The sequence below is a fragment of the Legionella impletisoli genome (assembly GCF_900639875.1).
GTDB lineage: Bacteria > Pseudomonadota > Gammaproteobacteria > Legionellales > Legionellaceae > Legionella_A > Legionella_A impletisoli.
In genome coordinates, this window is the sequence record NZ_CAAAIA010000007.1 from 76,090 (window position 1) to 91,650 (window position 15,561).

Here is a 15,561-nt window from a genome sequence, read left to right on the forward strand (position 1 = left end):
TTGCAGAAGTTGTTGTCTTGAAATCGTTAATTACTTAATTCTTTTTCAAGGAGTGAAAAATGAACAGTAAAGTGTTTTCGCAGCGGTTTAACCGCGAGCTTTCCTTGTTAGGCTTCCCTGAAGAGATTAATGAAAAAACTAAAGCCGTTGCGAAAGTGTTTGGTGTGACTAGGCACCTTGCAAATGCTATGATTTTTGGTCATATCCTTCCACCCCCAGATAAGCTCGATAAAATTGCTGAAGTTTTGGAAGTCTGTCCTCAATGGTTAGGCGGGGCCACCGACAGGAAAAAAGGCTATACAGCCCGTCAAGCAGCAGATGCCTAAGCCAGAATCAATCGCACGAAGTCACCACCAAATAGCATGAGGACCTCCTCTTTCAAATCTGAAAGAGGAACTTCCGATCCAAAACACGCTTAGTCATTGCGAATCATTGAATCTGGGAATGCTTGCAACAAGTCCATTTCTAATTCAGAATAGGCTTGTTACTACAGGTACTAAACTTTACCTTTCGGAAGCCTTTACCATGGAATGCCTGAGTTTTTGCATCGCCAATAGCATTGATTTGACTCGCTTAGATAATCATTATAAAAATACTTTAAAAAGCTACACCTCCGCTCGCTCTCGCGACACATTAAAATTAAAGCATCATCATAATGGTCATGTCGTATATGTATTTAAAAACGGCACGGTTGTATCCTGGGGTATAAAACGTCATCAGATCAACGCCTATCTCGATACCATTCGACTCTACGCAAATAAACCAACTGCATTTGAAGTGCATGATGATTTCAGTTACAAAATCGGAGATCAAACAACGATTAAACCTCACGATTACTTTGACGTCGATTGCATTACGCTTGAAGAAGATAATGATGAAATCAAACTAAGCCTTTCTTATGGATTCGCTCAATCCGTTAAATTGCAATATTTTGAAACCATTCTAGAAGCATTGATTGAAAAATACACTCCCTTGATACATACCCTATCTAGCAGGGGAGATATGCGCATTAGCCGCAAGCAAATCCGCCAAATCATTGGTGAGATTTTAGGCGCCAAAAGCGAGATGAATTTGATCAGTAACTTTCTTTATCACCCGAAATATTTCTGGCAACACCCAACGCTTGAAGAATATTTTATTATGTTAGAGCGTTACTTACATATGCAACGACGAGTCAATGCCATCAATCATCGTCTAGACACCTTAAACGAAATTTTTGAGATGTTTAATGGCTATCTCGAAAATCGTCACGCTCATGCTCTTGAAATTACCATCATTGTGCTTATCGCCATTGAAATTGTATTTGGAGTGCTCAATTTCCATTTTTAAAGAGTCTTGAAAATGAATGCTACGATTCGGGATAAGGATGTATCCTACAAAACGGAAATACTAGCTGGTATTTCAACCTTTTTAACGATGGTTTACATTGCTTTTGTCAATCCAGCCATTTTGAGCGATGCGGGCATGGATCAAGGCGCTGTTTTCACTGCCACATGTTTAGTGTCTGCCTTCGCTTGCGCGTTCATTGGACTTTATGCTAACACCCCCATCGGGGTAGCACCTGGGATGGCCCTTAATATTTATTTTTCTTACAGCGTAGTACAGGGCCTTGGCTTTGATTGGCAACATGCTTTAGCCATGGTCTTTATTTCCGGCATTCTATTCTTAATCGTAACGCTCACGAAGCTGCGCCGCTTATTAACAGAGGCAATCCCCTATAATTTGCAAGTAGCGATTCTTATTGGAATCAGCCTATTGATAGCGCTCATTGCGCTTCAAACCAATCAAATTATCGTCAGCGGCAATCATACCTTAATGCATTTAGGAGATTTATCCCGTCACGAAAGCTTACTCTTTTTTTCAGGATTTTTACTGATATTAGCCCTCGATTATTATCGTATCCCCGGTGCAATCATCATGGGTATTCTATCAATCAGTTTAATTAGTCTTTTACTCGGCTTAACAAAGTGGCATGGAATAGTAGGCTTTCCGCCCTCACTTCAGCCCACCTTATTCAAGCTCGACTTCTCAGGCATGGGCAGTATGGCAGCGATTAAAGCTACATTTGCTTTTTTTCTCATCGCAGTCTTTGATGCCACGGGAACATTGATTGGTTTATTAAACCAATCGGTCTTTAAAACCATGAACGATTATCAAATAAGGATCCGAAAAAGTTTAACCGCCGATGCAACCGCTTCAACCCTTGCTGGGTTATTAGGCTCTGCTAGTACTTCTCCCTTTATTGAGTCCGCCGCAGGAATTGAAGCAGGTGGAAGAACAGGGGTAACCGCCGTAGTCATTGCCATAGGCTTTCTTTTGGTTTTATTTTTCTTTCCCTTAGCCCAAGCCATCCCAAGCTTCGCCTCTGGCCCAGCATTATTGTATGTAGCCTGCTGCATGATGCGAAACGTGACGAGCATGAAGTTAACAGACATTACTGAAGCGGCTCCTAGCATGCTTATCATCATGATGATCCCTTTTACATCCTCCATTGCTGATGGAATTGGCGCCGGAATCATTATTTATACGCTTCTTAAATTAATCACTCGCCAACGATTAAACCCTATGGTAATCATGTTAAGTTTGGTTTTTGTGTTATTTTTTATTATTAATTGAAATACCATTCGTTTGGCGCTAGGCAAGGTATAAATTTCTTCTAGTTCCTTCATCAGCAACTCTCAGGGTTAAGCTATACTGAAATGAATACCTAGGGTATGGATTAATCAATGAGATATGGTCCAGTGACCCGTTTTTTTATTCATGGCAAATGACTTATGTTAATTCAAACCAATGAGCTAAATAAAAAACAAATGTTGGAACTGAGGGAGTTGCAGCGTAATTGCAAAGCGGCTGATCAGCATCTCATTCCTATTTATCCTCATATTTTAATGCAGCCACGACAGAAGCCTTCTACCTTTTTATATTATGAGAATAAACGTTTAATTGGTTTTATTAGCGCTTATTTTTTCTATGATAACGCGTGTGAAGTGGCCTTAATGGTTGATCCTCTTTTCAGAAAACAAAAGATAGCTACTTTATTATTTGCATCATTATTACCATTTATTGATTCGGAGTCCGTGGAACATGTGATCGTTTCAAGTGTTGAAAAAGCGAAAGATTCGTGGTTACCCACCTGGGGATTTCGCTACTATGAAAGCGAATATGAAATGATACGAACATCAACCGAAAAAGTTATGCTCGAAACGCCTAAGCTGCATTTTAAAAAAGCAAATGCTAACGACATTTCGTTTTTATGTAATCTAGATCGCCTCTGTTTTCCGGATTATCCTCATGATATGCGCGAACGTCTTTTAACGCTACTCAACGATCGCAATTATCGTTTGGTTATCGCGAGTCTAAATGAAATACCCGTTGGAAAAGCGCATATTCATTGGATGAGCACAAAGAGTGCCAGATTATCAGACATCGCCATTTTACCTGAATTTCAAGCCCAGGGATTAGGACGAGAATTAATTGCGCATTGCATCAATTACGCATTGGATCAGAAAAGATCCATGCTTTATCTAGATGTTCAGACCAAAAATAGCCACGCCATTAAACTATATACTCGTCTTGGATTTGAGACGGATAATATGTGTGACTATTGGATAATCACGACGAAGCAATTATTACGCCAAAGAGAGGCTCTCCCTTCTTTGTGACGAACCAATCGAGGGGATTCATAAGCTCTGCGCCATTTTTTATCCGATACGAAGAGGATAACTCTTGACGCATTTACCTGCCAGCATTTAGTATTCTCACTGTAAAAAAAGGAATCGCTGAGGTGATAATCAGCCTGAATCTTTCATAAAAAATCTCTCGTATAACGCGTGGAATGATTTAGGTCAATTGAGGATACGGCATGAAAAAAAGGGTTGTAATCACAGGCATGGAAATCACCTCGTCAATTGGGTGTGGCCTTGAAAATTTTTGGCAATCTGCTGTTAATGGAACGTGTGGCATAAAGCGTATTCAAGCTTACGATCCCTCCCCTTACACCACCCAAATCGCTGGTGAAATTCTTGATTTGAATTTAGAGGATTTGCCTGAATTTAATAAACCTAAACGTTATCCCCGGGCCGCCCAATACGCGTTATATTGTGCTCATCATGCTATTAAGAGATCGGGTTTAACCCCGCAAGAATTGCTATATGCAGGAACATACCTCGGAACAAGCCTCGGGGGGATGCCCGAGCTTGAAGAAGCCTATAAATCTTTTTTTACTGAAAGCTGGAAAAAAATTCCGGCATTGAGTGTGATTCGTGGTATGCCAAATTCCATTGCGAATCATATTGCGATTGCGTTTGGAATAAGCGGACCGAATATGACGGTTTCAAACGCTTGCGTTTCTTCTGCAGAAGCCATAGGTCTTGGTTATCAGCAAATTGCACATGGCCAAATGTCCGTAGCACTTTGCGGTGGTACAGAATCATTAGTCTGGGAAACCATTATGGCAGCGTGGTGTAAATTGCGTGTCATGTCAACCCAAAATGAAATGCCTGCCAAAGCTAGCCGACCATTTGATAAACATCGTGATGGCATGGTCATGGCCGATGGAGCAGGGGTATTAATCTTAGAAGAGCTTGAACATGCCAGGGCACGGGGTGCAACCATTTATGCCGAAATCATAGGATTTGGCGCGAGTTGCGATGCATCGCATGTTACCGCACCGAATACTGAAGGACAGGTCCGTGCAGTCAAGACAGCACTTGAGGACGCTAGACTTTCACCAAACGATGTGCAATACATTAGCGCTCATGGCACCGGAACCCAATTAAACGACCTCACCGAAACCCAAACCATTAAAACCGTATTTGGAGAGAAAGCGTATCAGATCCCCGTTACAGCACAGAAAGCACTCACAGGCCATGCCATTGGTGCGGCTGGTGCGATGGAGATCATTGCCACAACGCTTTGCTTACAACAAGATATTTTATTACCGACTATCAATCTAGATGAGCCTGATTCAGCCTGTGATCTAGATTATGTTCCCAATGAAGCACGAAAAAAACAAGTGGACATCGCTTTATCCAATCACTTTGCCTTTGGTGGTGCGAATGCGGTATTGGTCCTACGCCGAATGTAATTTTATTCAATGCCTGCAATTATTCGCATGTTCCTGTTCATCACGCTATAATTTACCGATTTTGTCAGTTTAGAAGGTCATTCATGAATGCTACATTACTTGAGATAGCAACCTTAGTCGAAGGAAAAGTGATTGGGGATAAAAATAAAACCATCAGCGCTTTATCTCCTATCGATAACATAACCCCTAATTCTTTAGTGTTTGCTGAAGGCTTTGAAAACATTAAACAAGCAGAAGATTCTCCTGCTGCGGCCATTTTAGTTGCCAGTAAGATTGATGGCAGCAACAAGCCTTTAATCCAAGTATCTAATCCTCTGAAAGCGTTTATCACGTTACTTAATCATTTTTATCCCATGCAACACCCAGATACTGGAATTCACCCAACAGCCGTGATTGCAGATAATGTCAGACTTGGAAAAAACGTTGCGATTGGCCCTTATGTGGTGATTGAATCAGGAAGCCATATTGGCGATAACTGCGTTATTAAAGCACATGTTTGCATTGGCCGTGATGTTGAAATTGGAGCAGATACCATCCTTCATCCTCATGTGACGATTTATGATGCTTGCAAAATCGGTGAGCGCGTTAGTATTCACGCGTCAACCGTGATTGGATCGGATGGATTTGGCTATACACAAGATAACGGCAAGCATTTAAAAGTGCCTCACGTCGGTCAAGTTCTCATTGAAGATGATGTTGAAATTGGTGCGAATAGTGTCGTAGACCGCGCCACAATGGGTGCGACGGTGATTGGCGAAGGCAGCAAAATTGATAATTTAGTGCAAATTGCGCATTCGGTAAAAATTGGAAAACATAACATTATTTGTGCATTTACAGGCATTGCGGGCAGCTCAACTAGTGGGGATCATGTTATTTTTGCTGCAAATGTTGGCGTGAGTGACCATGTGCGAATTGATGACGGCGTTATATTAGGTGCCAGAGCAGGTGTTCCACCTAAAAAACACCTTAAACAAGGCAATATTTATCTTGGAAATCCAGCAAGGCCGAAAGATAAAGCCATTGAACACGAATTAAGTACCACTCGAATTCCAATTATGCGTAAAAATCTTAAGACCTTGTCCGAAAAAGTTGAAAAATTAGCCAAGCAAGTCGAGCAAATGGAGAAGTAATTACAATGTCCAAACCTTTGGTTCTGGTTGACGGTTCATCTTATTTTTTTCGTGCCTTTCATGCGCTCCCTCCTCTTACAAACTCCAAGGGTCAACCCACTGGGGCTATTTACGGGGTAGCCAACATGATTAAGCGTCTCATAAAGGATTATGAACCAACCTACATGGCTGTGGTCTTTGATGCAAAAGGAAAGACCTTTCGTGATGAATGGTATCCTCAATACAAAGCCAATCGCCCGCCCATGCCTGAAGAATTAAGCAGCCAATTTAAACCCTTACAAGAAGTGCTCGATGCCATGGGGTTGCCTTTGCTGAGCATTGATGGCGTAGAGGCTGATGATGTCATCGGAACATTAGCTGAAAAAGCAACATCTGAAGACATGACGGTGCTTATCTCCACTGGCGATAAGGATATGGCTCAGTTAGTTAATCGGCAGGTGATCTTAATCAATACCATGACCAATAAAACCCTAGATCCAGAGGGTGTTAAAGAAAAATTTGGTATTAAGCCTCAGCAAATGATTGATTATTTATCTTTAACCGGAGACGCATCTGATAATATCCCCGGTGTTCCCAAATGTGGCCCTAAAACAGCTGTAAAATGGTTAGAACAATATCAGTCTCTCGATAATCTTATGGATCATGCCAATGAAATTGGAGGTAAAGTAGGCGAAAATTTACGTGATAGTTTGGAGCATTTACCGCTTTCAAAAAGACTCGTCACGATTAAAACCGATTTGGATTTATCTCTCAATCTAGAGGACTTGAAACGAAAAGAGATAAAACGTGAAAAACTCATTGATTTGGCACGTGAGTATGAATTCAAAACCTGGCTTAAAGAACTTCTAGAAGAAAAAGAAAATAACCATCCCAATCAAGAAAACCCAGAGAGCCTATCCTTTGAGCTCATCACAACCGTTGATACACTGGGAAAGTGGATTAGTGCACTGAAAGCATCGGAGGCTTTTTGTATTGACACAGAAACCACCAATCTTGATCCCATGCGCGCTGAGTTAGTTGGACTTTCGTTAGCCATTGAACGTGACAACCCTGCTTATATTCCTTTAAAACATCAAGATGGCAGTCAACAATTGCCGTTCGAAGAAACGCTTAACGCATTAAAGCCCATCTTAGAAGATCCAGCAATAAAAAAAATCGGCCAAAATCTTAAGTATGATTATATTATTTTTAAAAACCACGGCATCACTCTCCAAGGCATCGCTTACGATACCATGCTTGAATCGTATGTTTTAAACAGCACGGCTGCTCGTCATGATATGGATTCCTTAGCGCTAAAATATTTAGGTCATAAAACGATTAGTTACACCGATGTGGCAGGTACAGGAGCTAAACAATTACGCTTTGACCAAATTCCTGTATCAAAAGCAGCTCCTTATGCGGCTGAAGACGCCGATGTGACCATTAAACTTCATGAAACGTTATACCCCTTAATGGATGAACGATTACACCTGGTCTTTCACGACATTGAAATGCCCCTGCTAACTGTTTTAGCGGAAATGGAGCGAGCCGGTGTTCTTATTGATAAAAACACCTTAGCCGAGCAAGGTTATCGTCTAAAAGCAGAACTAGAACGATTGCAGGAGGAAGCTTTAGCCATTACAGGCAAACCGTTTAACCTCAATTCACCGAAGCAGCTACAAGAAATTTTGTTTGAAGAACAACGCCTTCCGGTATTAGCCAAAACACCTACAGGTCAACCCTCCACCGCCGAGGCGGTGCTGCAAGAGCTTGCTTATGATTATCGCCTCCCGGCGGTCATCTTACGCTACCGTAGTTTAAGTAAATTAGTATCCACCTATATTGACGCACTGCCAAAGCGGATTAATCCTGTAACAGGCCGGGTGCATACCTCCTATAACCAAGCTGTGGCCGCAACAGGGCGCTTATCGTCAAGTGATCCGAATTTGCAAAATATACCCATTCGGACGGAAGAAGGTCGGATGATTCGCAAAGCATTTATACCCCCTAAAGACCATCTGCTTTTGGCCGCCGATTATTCTCAGATTGAACTTCGCATCATGGCCCATTTATCCCAGGATAAAAACTTATTAAATGCCTTCGCACAAGGCTGGGATATTCACACGGCAACGGCTAGCGAAATTTTTGGTGTTCCACAAGAAGAAGTGACCAGCAATCAACGCCGAAGCTCAAAAGCGGTGAATTTTGGTTTAATCTATGGCATGTCAGCGTTTGGTTTAGCGAAACAAATCGGTGTTGAACGCGATGAAGCACAATCATACATTAATCGATACTTTCAACGTTATCCCGGGGTCTTGGAATACATGGAGAGGACACGGTCCTTGGCTAGAAGCCAAGGATATGTTGAAACCGTATTTGGCCGTCGCCTCCACCTTCCTGAAATTAACGCGCGCAATATGATGCGCCAAAAAGCGGCTGAACGCACTGCAATTAATGCTCCCATGCAAGGAACCGCTGCCGATATTATTAAACAAGCCATGATTGCCATTCATCAATGGCAATCCACGGAAAATCCTAAAACGCGAATGTTCATGCAGGTTCATGATGAGTTAGTGTTTGAAGTTCATCAAGACGATGTTAAGTCGGTTAAAGAAAAGATTAAACAACTTATGGAAACCACTGTTGAATTATCGGTTCCGCTGGAAGTAGCCATTGGCGTAGGCCAAAACTGGGACGAAGCCCATTAATTAAGCGAAATTAGGCGTATAACCTATCTAGATGAAATGATGAGTTCGCTTGCCAATAGTAGCCTAAATTAAATACTTTAGATAAATCAACCAACGCTTGATATAGCTGATGTTGGGGCATAATTTTCGACCACATGGTGCAGTCTCTAAAAGGCTTATGATGAACATGGAAAACTTCTTCAAAGGCTCGTCTCATCAATTGGTTATCAGTCCAAGCCACGATCGCTTTATTGGGATATTTACGCCAGATAAGATCAGCCAATAATGGACCATTACAATAGCGGCTATCACCTGCACCCAAATCGCCATCGATTACAACGAGATCAGGCTGGAATTGCTCCAGCTTGTGTAAGGCATTAAGGCTTTCCGTTACAACCGTTACTTGGACAACTCGGCACACTGCTTCAAACAATCGAGTAAGGCAGAATGCATTAAATGCATTATCCTCGACAATCAATACCCGCATCACTGCTCTCCTTTCATTACGGGTAGAAGTATAAGGCGCAAACCTTAAGAAAAACTTAAGGAAAATTAATTTTTTTTCCCTTTAAGGATCGGGGATAGGGAGCATAGATGGCCCGAATAAATCGGGCCATGTCGGGTGAGTGGAGATCCCATGTAGGGATGAGTGAAGCTGACCATTTAGGGGTGCGTGGAGCTGACCATGTAGAGATGCGTGGAGCAGCCATGGGAAAAATCATGGGGGGAGAATAGACTCTTAGGAATGTTTTAAAAAAATCTCTTGCAAATAATGACTTAAAACACTGTGAACTGCAGGACTTTGCGAAAATCCTATATACTTATCTGGACGTATCAAAATAACGGTTGGTTTTTCAAGATCAAGGTGCTCTTGTATCTCTTCTTCATCTATCCACAAATGGAATGCATTCTTTTCAGGAAGCTCTACTGCATGGCTTAAAATGAGGTGTGATTCTATTACATCGTTGAAATCATGCTCAATCATCTTAGCCATTTCCAGCAGCGATGCTTCAGAATGTCCGGCAATACCGGTAAATAAAAGCAAGTGATGCTTTGTGCCTTGTAAAATTTCAGATAAAGATTTAACTTCTCCACTTGTTGCATTGGTTAAATTAAAATCCGTTAAAAATGTACCTGCTTTAAAGCGGGCCTGGTGCGATAAATCCTTCACTATGGGGCTTTTTTCATAGGAAATTCGAAGTTCTGCGATTTGCGCGGCAAGTGTTTTGCGGATGGGCTTAAAAGACATCAACGTTGAAAGCATAACATTTCGAAGCCTAATAAGTAGCGGATTTTCGATTAAGATCATTCTCGTCATGAGATCCGTTTCTTGTAACACTTGTTTACCTACGGGGTAACGTTCTAAATGATAAGAATCAAGCAGTAGGTCTTTCGCTTGACCTTTTTCAACCAATGCAAGTTTCCAAACTAAATTGTAAACATCTTGAATACCCGTATTAAGACCTTGACCACCCATAGGGCTGTGGATGTGTGCTGCATCACCAGCAAAAAAGATTCGATTGCGACGATATTGCTCGATTTGACGATGGTGAATGTAAAATTTAGTAATCCACACAGGGTTACTAAGTTTAGCTTTATTGCTTGAACGCTCGTTAAATGCCGCTACAATGTCTGCAAAACTTGGATCACCTTCATGGTGATTCAAAGCCGTAAGAACCAAACGAAACCGCTTATTTCCCATAGGAAAACAAGCCAATGGACCTTTGGGTCCAATAAAAATCGACATATACTCATCGGATTCTTCCCAATCAATCAACAAATCAGCCAGCCACCAATTTTGATGATATTCTGATCCTTCAAATTCCATATTGCAGCGATGTCGAACGGTGCTGTGAGCGCCATCACAAGCAATTAACCATTTGGTGTGTATCGTTTCTTGACTGCCATCATGGTGAGTTAATGAAGCGATGACTTCGGATTGGGTTTGAGACACATTGACAAGCGCTGTTTCCCATTCTACTTCTATGCCCTGTTGTTGCAAATGATCATATAAAATGCGTTCCGTTTTATCCTGCGGTAAATCAATTAAAAAATGATGATTTGCTTCAATACCTTTAAAATCCGCACGGACTAACTCACGATCATTGGATTTAAACAGCACCCCTTGTACTTTGTGCCCTTGCTTTAAGACCTCATGAAATAAACCTGTGTCTTGCAACACATCTAAGGTTCGAATATGAAGACCAAGTGCTTTGGATTTATCACTGAGTTCTGCTTTTTGATCGATAATGCGGCAACGAATTCCATGCCGTTTCAATTCATTCGCACAAAAAAGACCTACGGGGCCTGCCCCCACCACCAATACCTCAACCGCCTCCTTGACCATCAAACAATCCTTTATAATAAGGGGATAATAAAGTAAAGATGACCTGTTCCAAACCCGTTGTCAATTATCAACCATGCCCGTCCAACTCTAAGCTCAAACTAGCAAGTTCTATCTGCTAGCTCGCTTTCTCAAACCTTCGAAGCACATGGAGGTGCTTCGAGAGCCACATGGATGGGTTTATGCGTGTTTGCGAAAGCGAGCTAGCAGATAGAACTTGCCGGCACTAAACTTTCGGGGCGGGAATTGTTGAATTATATAGAGCGTATACCTTCTTGATTCGCGATAAGGACTTTATCGGCGCGTCTTTCTGCAAATAGACCATTTTCTACAACACCTGGAATAAGATTAATCGCCCGTTCCACATCCTTCGGAGAGTTCAAATTAATCTCATAGACATCCAACAAAATATTCCCGTTATCGGTAACAAAGCCTTCACGATAAACGGGATCGCCCCCCAACTTGACCAATTCTCGGGCCACAAAACTTCTTGCCATCGGGATGACTTCAACTGCTATTGGAAAAGAACCAAGTTGCTTCACTACTTTTGACTCATCCACAATACAAATAAATTGTTGAGCAACAGACGCCACAATTTTTTCTCGTGTTAAAGCACCTCCACCGCCTTTAATCATTTCATAGCGATAATTCACCTCATCCGCACCATCAACATAAATTGGAACCTCAGAAGCCACATTTAGATCAATCACAGAGATCCCAAGTTCGCGCAACTTATTTTCAGTGGCAACGGAACTAGCAACAGCGGCATCAATTCGATGTTTTATCGCGGCTAATTCCTGGATAAAGTAATTTACAGTAGAGCCTGTTCCGACCCCCACAATCATATTGTCATCAATGTATTGTATAGCGGCTTTGGCTACTTTAGCCTTTAAATCATTCATGGTTTGTCTTCAAAGCGAATTGAAATAATAGGGCATTTTAACACCTATTGCGATGAAAACACAGAACTGGTTTTGTCCTTTAAATCATCGTATGATTGCTGGACAGGATTGCGATAAGGAATAGCATGATTTACCACAACATTTTAGGAACGATTGGAAAAACTCCGGTTGTGAAGATTAATCGATTAAGCTCGGAGCTTGATTGCGAACTTTATGCCAAATGTGAATATTTTAATCCCGGGGGCTCGGTGAAAGATCGCATTGGTTATGCGATGGTTAAAAATGCCGAGCGAGAAGGGCGAATCAAACCCGGTGATACGCTAATTGAACCAACCTCTGGCAACACTGGTATAGGAATTGCATTAGCAGGTGCTGTTTTAGGTTACAATGTCATCATCACCATGCCTCATAAAATGAGCCAAGAAAAGCAATCCACTCTTGAGCGATTAGGCGCTAAGATTTATCGCACCCCAACAGAAGCTGCCTGGGATGATCCAGAGAGTCATATTTCTTTAGCTAAGCGATTACAAAAAGAGCTGCCAAATGCACATATTTTAGATCAATACGCCAATCCTGAAAATCCAAATGCACATTACTATGGCACAGCTCAAGAAATCATCGATGATTTTGGTGACAGTTTGGATATGGTGGTTGCCGGAGTTGGAACCGGCGGCACGATTACGGGTATTGCAAAACGGTTAAAGGAACATAATCCAACCATTCAAGTTATTGGCGTTGACCCCATTGGCTCAATTCTTGGGGGAGGATCGGAGGTAAAACCTTATGAAGTTGAAGGCATTGGTTATGATTTTTTTCCTGACGTCTTAAACAACGAATTGATCGATCAATACATCAAGACCAATGACCACGATTCGTTTCATATGGCGCGTCGGTTGATAAAAGAAGAAGGCTTACTGGTGGGGGGCTCTAGCGGAGCTGCTATGTGTGGTGCGCTTAAAGCCGCTAAAACGCTTAAGTCTTCGCAAAAATGCCTCGTCATTTTTCCAGATTCCATCCGAAACTACATGTCCAAATTCATGAATGATGAATGGATGAAAGAACAAGGGTTTTTATAGCCTAAACGTTAGCGCGCTAACAATGGCATTGCATTTTTTTGTCCATGTGAGTCCTTCGGTCGGAGTCAATGCCATTTAAAATTATTATTTAGACTTACCTTGTAAATGAAAAGCCTGTTTCTGATTTAGCGCCCTCGTTAAATGCATCGACGGATTCAAAAGCTTCCTCAAGAGAGATTTGCTCAAAGCTCACGGCCATAGCAATTCCATGAATCAGTTCTTCAGAGGCATTCATTTTTGACGGTTCTAAGACGGGCATAAGACCACTTCGTGCTGCAATAATTGCGTTAAAAAAAGCTTGGTTACCGTATTCGGTGCCTGCATAGGTTGAAGTAGGCCTTTTTGCGACACATCCTAAATAAATACTCAATAAATCATTTTGAGTCTGTTCGTGCGCCTCTAACATAACCTTTAAGCTATGTGAAACGTTTTGATACGCTGCATAAATTCGTTCAATTTCTCGATATGCGCGATGGGTTAATTCAGTGACTTGAAGTGTTGGTACGGATTCTTCCATTATCGGTAATTCGATTCGGCGCACATTTTGTAAGGCTTGCTTAAACCGTTCGCCATGCTTTAAACGAGGCATGTATGTATCCCCTTGGCGTTGAAGAACAAAGCTAAAATTAGGTTGCCCCAAATAACGAATGTTCAAAGGCAATGGTTTATCCGGCTCCACCACAGACACTTGAATCGTACAACCCAAAGCTCGTGCGAGAGCAGCGATAGCGAACTCATCGAGGTTCGTTTCTGGCTGTCTCATGAATTCAGGAGAACAATCACGATGTCCATTGGCAAATGCAAGTGGATAAGTTTCAGGGGAACGGCATAATTCATCCACCGCGATTTGTCGCAAAGTATAGGCGAGCGACTGAATTAAAACAGACAGGCTAACTTGCCTTACAAGCTGTTGCATGCGTTCTGATGTGGTTAATAAGCTATGATTTCCAGCTTTTTGCTGAGGGAATAATTTAAATTGCTGATTAAGCAATGTCTTAAGTGTATTTTCTGGTATAGGTTGTCCAGAAAGAACACGATCAATAAGTCCTGCTGCTACTGCACGAAAGCCACTGTCGTGTTCACCTACATTCATCCATATCGCTTTAGATGGCTGATGAGTTAAAGAACTACGATTTAATTCGCTTTTAAAAAATCTCACACCGCCGAGCGTTCGTTGAGTGCTTGCTGTGGAGGTCATAATTCGCTCCTTTTGTTTCTATTACCTCCATTTTAAAAAATTTAAGTTAAGGAAATATTAACGAACAAGTAAATAATATTTCTATCAGCCATCTAAAATCAGAATTTAAATCAATTAAGCTGGAATAATTAGACCGTATTTAGAGTATATTTAGGAAAACGCTACATATGAGGGCTAAGGTCGATAGTTGCTACAAATACGAACAAGTCATTCCTGATCCTCTTGGCATTTTCAACAATGTTTATTAATAAACTCATGCACATGCTTCGAGTAGGCATCACTCCATAAATCATTGTGGCCTCGTTCTAATACAATCAGTTGCTTGGGCTCTTTGGCGCTTTCATAAATTGTTAAACCTTGCTTAAACGGTACGATTTGATCGCGTTTTCCATGGGCGACAAGCAAAGGCGCTTTGATGGCTTCCATTCGTTGCAAAGAATCATAACGATCCCAGGGTTTTAAAAAAGCCCAAGGGTAGTGATACCGGCTTAACTCGACCAGAGACGTAAAGGGGGACTGTAAAATAACGGCACACACTTGTTGTTCCGTTGCTATCTTGGTTGCTACTCCTGTTCCTAAAGATTCACCAAATAAAACAATCTGACTTGGTTTAACACCTTCTTGTAATAAATAGTTTATAGCGGCACGGCCATCTTCGTACAATCCTTGCTCGGTAGGTCGACCAGGATTGCCTCCATATCCACGATATTCCAATAAAAACACGCCATAGCCTTCCTTCATGTAATCTCGAATTAAGGGAACACGATACCCGATATGCCCTGCATTGCCATGAAAATATAAAATCGTTGGCTTATCAAAACGTGCTGGCTTATACCACGAAAGCAAGGATAGCCCATCCGCTGTTTTGATATGAACTTCGTGCATGTCATTGGCCTGAAATTCCGATAACTTAGGCATTTTCTTAACCGGCAAATAAATTAAGCTTCGTTGCCAAAAATAAGTCAACAATAAAAAAAATCCAAAAACAGCTAACGTGATTAAAAAAAGTTGCTTTATCATGTTACATTCCCGAATGTACCGTCTGTTTAAACGCGAGTATAATAAGCTTTGTTGCATAACCTGTTTGGCTGGTACAAATAAATCCGAGCCAAACATCTCGCCAAGTGTCTTATTACATGTATATAATCAACTGTAGCAG

At 41.5% G+C, this 15,561-nt stretch carries 14 protein-coding genes; 9 read left to right on the forward strand and 5 right to left on the reverse strand.

Annotated features, from left to right (window positions below; genetic code table 11):
• Positions 1-59: 59 nt before the first annotated feature.
• The 7 genes from E1O41_RS08540 to polA all read left to right on the forward strand — a co-directional run bounded on the left by E1O41_RS08540 (position 60) and on the right by polA (position 8,903).
• Positions 60-326 (forward strand): helix-turn-helix domain-containing protein, encoded by a 267-nt coding sequence (locus tag E1O41_RS08540; RefSeq protein WP_131776897.1) that lies wholly within the window; start codon positions 60-62, stop codon positions 324-326.
• A gap of 199 nt (positions 327-525) precedes the next feature.
• Positions 526-1,329, forward strand: a complete 804-nt coding sequence (locus E1O41_RS08545; RefSeq protein ID WP_131776898.1) for an RMD1 family protein — start codon at positions 526-528, stop codon at positions 1,327-1,329.
• Positions 1,330-1,341: 12 nt separating this feature from the next.
• Entirely contained in the window at positions 1,342-2,616 is a 1,275-nt protein-coding gene (locus E1O41_RS08550) for an NCS2 family permease (protein ID WP_131776899.1), read from the forward strand.
• A 158-nt stretch (positions 2,617-2,774) separates the two neighbouring features.
• Positions 2,775-3,662 carry a GNAT family N-acetyltransferase gene (locus tag E1O41_RS08555; protein ID WP_131776900.1) on the forward strand — a complete coding sequence of 296 codons (888 nt, stop codon included), beginning with the start codon at positions 2,775-2,777 and terminating at the stop codon, positions 3,660-3,662.
• 200 nt (positions 3,663-3,862) lie between these two features.
• Positions 3,863-5,086, forward strand: a complete 1,224-nt coding sequence (locus tag E1O41_RS08560) for a beta-ketoacyl-[acyl-carrier-protein] synthase family protein (RefSeq protein ID WP_131776901.1) — start codon at positions 3,863-3,865, stop codon at positions 5,084-5,086.
• Positions 5,087-5,169: 83 nt separating this feature from the next.
• The gene (gene lpxD, locus E1O41_RS08565) at positions 5,170-6,216 is read left to right on the forward strand and encodes a UDP-3-O-(3-hydroxymyristoyl)glucosamine N-acyltransferase (protein ID WP_131776902.1); all 1,047 of its coding nucleotides are present in this window, start codon (positions 5,170-5,172) and stop codon (positions 6,214-6,216) included.
• A 5-nt stretch (positions 6,217-6,221) separates the two neighbouring features.
• On the forward strand, positions 6,222-8,903 hold the full coding sequence (polA, locus tag E1O41_RS08570) for a DNA polymerase I (RefSeq protein ID WP_131776903.1): 2,682 nt from the start codon (positions 6,222-6,224) through the stop codon (positions 8,901-8,903).
• Positions 8,904-8,913: 10 nt separating this feature from the next.
• Here the strand turns inward: polA and E1O41_RS08575 are convergent, their stop codons facing one another.
• A complete protein-coding gene (locus E1O41_RS08575) occupies positions 8,914-9,369 on the reverse strand; it encodes a response regulator (RefSeq protein WP_131776904.1) in 456 nt (151 codons plus the stop codon).
• 107 nt (positions 9,370-9,476) lie between these two features.
• Between E1O41_RS08575 and E1O41_RS11775 the strand changes: the two genes are divergently transcribed.
• Entirely contained in the window at positions 9,477-9,617 is a 141-nt protein-coding gene (locus tag E1O41_RS11775) for a hypothetical protein (RefSeq protein ID WP_165481156.1), read from the forward strand.
• Between the two features lie 4 nt (positions 9,618-9,621).
• Here E1O41_RS11775 and E1O41_RS08580 read toward each other — a convergent pair whose 3' ends face one another.
• Both E1O41_RS08580 and rpiA read right to left on the reverse strand, forming a co-directional pair.
• A complete protein-coding gene (locus tag E1O41_RS08580) occupies positions 9,622-11,229 on the reverse strand; it encodes an FAD-dependent monooxygenase (protein ID WP_131776905.1) in 1,608 nt (535 codons plus the stop codon).
• A 251-nt stretch (positions 11,230-11,480) separates the two neighbouring features.
• Complete coding sequence (gene rpiA, locus E1O41_RS08585; protein WP_131776906.1) at positions 11,481-12,128, reverse strand: ribose-5-phosphate isomerase RpiA; 648 nt, start codon at positions 12,126-12,128, stop codon at positions 11,481-11,483.
• A gap of 125 nt (positions 12,129-12,253) precedes the next feature.
• Between rpiA and E1O41_RS08590 the strand changes: the two genes are divergently transcribed.
• Positions 12,254-13,204 carry a pyridoxal-phosphate dependent enzyme gene (locus tag E1O41_RS08590; RefSeq protein WP_131776907.1) on the forward strand — a complete coding sequence of 317 codons (951 nt, stop codon included), beginning with the start codon at positions 12,254-12,256 and terminating at the stop codon, positions 13,202-13,204.
• A gap of 94 nt (positions 13,205-13,298) precedes the next feature.
• Here the strand turns inward: E1O41_RS08590 and E1O41_RS08595 are convergent, their stop codons facing one another.
• On the reverse strand, positions 13,299-14,402 hold the full coding sequence (locus tag E1O41_RS08595) for an OTU domain-containing protein (RefSeq protein WP_131776908.1): 1,104 nt from the start codon (positions 14,400-14,402) through the stop codon (positions 13,299-13,301).
• Between the two features lie 231 nt (positions 14,403-14,633).
• Positions 14,634-15,422 (reverse strand): alpha/beta hydrolase, encoded by a 789-nt coding sequence (locus E1O41_RS08600; protein WP_131776909.1) that lies wholly within the window; start codon positions 15,420-15,422, stop codon positions 14,634-14,636.
• Positions 15,423-15,561: the final 139 nt, after the last annotated feature.

Coding starts and splice junctions, on each gene's coding strand:
- E1O41_RS08540 (WP_131776897.1), top strand. CDS start 60: ATGAACAGTAAAGTGTTTTCGCAGCGGTTTAACCGCGAGCTTTCCTTG.
- E1O41_RS08545 (WP_131776898.1), top strand. CDS start 526: ATGGAATGCCTGAGTTTTTGCATCGCCAATAGCATTGATTTGACTCGC.
- E1O41_RS08550 (WP_131776899.1), top strand. CDS start 1,342: ATGAATGCTACGATTCGGGATAAGGATGTATCCTACAAAACGGAAATA.
- E1O41_RS08555 (WP_131776900.1), top strand. CDS start 2,775: ATGTTAATTCAAACCAATGAGCTAAATAAAAAACAAATGTTGGAACTG.
- E1O41_RS08560 (WP_131776901.1), top strand. CDS start 3,863: ATGAAAAAAAGGGTTGTAATCACAGGCATGGAAATCACCTCGTCAATT.
- lpxD (WP_131776902.1), top strand. CDS start 5,170: ATGAATGCTACATTACTTGAGATAGCAACCTTAGTCGAAGGAAAAGTG.
- polA (WP_131776903.1), top strand. CDS start 6,222: ATGTCCAAACCTTTGGTTCTGGTTGACGGTTCATCTTATTTTTTTCGT.
- E1O41_RS08575 (WP_131776904.1), bottom strand. CDS start 9,369: ATGCGGGTATTGATTGTCGAGGATAATGCATTTAATGCATTCTGCCTT.
- E1O41_RS11775 (WP_165481156.1), top strand. CDS start 9,477: ATGGCCCGAATAAATCGGGCCATGTCGGGTGAGTGGAGATCCCATGTA.
- E1O41_RS08580 (WP_131776905.1), bottom strand. CDS start 11,229: ATGGTCAAGGAGGCGGTTGAGGTATTGGTGGTGGGGGCAGGCCCCGTA.
- rpiA (WP_131776906.1), bottom strand. CDS start 12,128: ATGAATGATTTAAAGGCTAAAGTAGCCAAAGCCGCTATACAATACATT.
- E1O41_RS08590 (WP_131776907.1), top strand. CDS start 12,254: ATGATTTACCACAACATTTTAGGAACGATTGGAAAAACTCCGGTTGTG.
- E1O41_RS08595 (WP_131776908.1), bottom strand. CDS start 14,402: ATGACCTCCACAGCAAGCACTCAACGAACGCTCGGCGGTGTGAGATTT.
- E1O41_RS08600 (WP_131776909.1), bottom strand. CDS start 15,422: ATGATAAAGCAACTTTTTTTAATCACGTTAGCTGTTTTTGGATTTTTT.